Source organism: Dechloromonas sp. H13 (assembly GCF_009469615.1).
Taxonomy (GTDB): Bacteria; Pseudomonadota; Gammaproteobacteria; order Burkholderiales; family Rhodocyclaceae; genus Azonexus.
On the sequence record NZ_SSXX01000025.1, the window covers coordinates 1 to 1,799 of the forward strand.

General features: G+C 42.2%; 1 protein-coding gene. It reads left to right on the forward strand.

The annotated features are described in order from the left end of the window. On the forward strand, positions 1 to 1,799 hold a 1,799-nt coding region (locus tag GH660_RS17660), incomplete at both ends, for a reverse transcriptase domain-containing protein (protein ID WP_153148075.1).

Genomic DNA, 1,799 nt, shown 5'->3' on the forward strand with positions numbered 1-1,799 from the left:
TTAGCTGAGGTGAAGAAACAGGTGGATGATTTGCTTCAGAAAGGATACATTAGACCCAGTACTTCGCCATGGGGAGCACCAGTCATCTTTGTGGAGAAGAAAGATCATACTCAGAGAATGTGCGTGGATTATCGAGCGTTGAATGAGGTTACTATCAAGAATAAGTATCCTCTACCCAGAATTGATGACCTGTTTGATCAACTGGAAGGTGCTACAGTTTTCTCCAAGATAGATCTCCGTTCTGGATATCATCAACTTCGAATCCGTGAGGAAGATATACCAAAGACCGCCTTCACAACTCGGTATGGTTTGTTCGAGTGTACCGTTATGTCGTTTGGACTCACTAATGCCCCAGCCTTTTTCATGAATCTGATGAATAAGGTGTTTATGGAATATCTGGATAAGTTTGTCGTGGTGTTTATTGATGACATTCTCATTTACTCCAAGACGAAGGAAGAACATGAAGAGCATCTTCGTCTAGCTTTAGAGAAACTACGAGAGCATCAGCTTTATGCCAAGTTCAGTAAATGTGAATTTTGGTTGTCCGAAGTGAAGTTTCTTGGTCATGTCATCTCATCTGGAGGAGTGGCAGTAGATCCAAGCAATGTGGAGTCAGTGTTAAGTTGGAAGCAACCCAAGACGGTTTCAGAAGTTCGTAGTTTCCTTGGACTTGCGGGGTATTACCGCAGGTTTATTGAGAATTTTTCAAAGATCGCCAGACCAATGACTCGTCTGCTTCAGAAGGAAGTGAAGTATAAGTGGACAGAGAGTTGTGAGCAAAGTTTCCAAGAACTGAAGAAAAGGCTAGTGACTGCGCCTGTGTTAATTTTGCCTGATTCGAGGAAAGGTTTCCAAGTGTATTGTGATGCATCCCGACTCGGTTTGGGTTGTGTGTTGATGCAAGAAGGAAAGGTGGTTGCTTATGCATCTAGGCAATTACGTCCTCATGAGAATAACTACCCAACGCATGACCTAGAATTGGCAGCTGTGGTGCATGCATTGAAGATTTGGCGTCATTATCTTTTCGGTAACCGTACAGAGATATATACGGATCATAAAAGTTTGAAGTACATTTTCACTCAACCTGATTTGAACATGCGTCAGCGAAGATGGTTAGAGTTGATTAAGGATTATGATATGGAAATCCACTATCACCCGGGGAAAGCAAATGTTGTAGCCGATGCTCTTAGCAGGAAAAGCTACTGTAATATGTCAGAAGGTCGACGTTTACCTTGGGAGTTATGCCAAGAATTTGAAAAGTTAAACTTGGGAATAGTCAGCAAAGGTTTTGTGGCTACTTTGGAAGCTCAACCTACTCTGTTTGATCAAGTTAGAGAAGCTCAAGTGAATGATCCTGACATACAAGAAATTAAAAAGAACATGAGAAGAGGAAAAGCCATCGGTTATGTAGAAGATGAGCAAGGAACTGTGTGGTTAGGAGAAAGAATTTGCGTCCCAGAAAATAAGGAGTTGAAGGATACTATCATGAAAGAAGCTCATGAAACTTTGTATTCCATTCACCCTGGAAGCACTAAGATGTACCAAGATTTAAAGCAACAATTCTGGTGGGCCAGTATGCGACGTGAGATAGCAGAATATGTGGCTCTATGTGATGTATGTCAGCGGGTCAAGGCAGAACATCAGAAACCAGCTGGTCTGTTACAACCGTTGAAGATTCCAGAGTGGAAGTGGGAAGAAATAGGAATGGATTTTATAACCGGTCTACCCAGAACGTCGGCAGGACATGATTCTATTTGGGTAGTGGTTGATAGGTTGACAAAAGTCGCTCACTTCATACC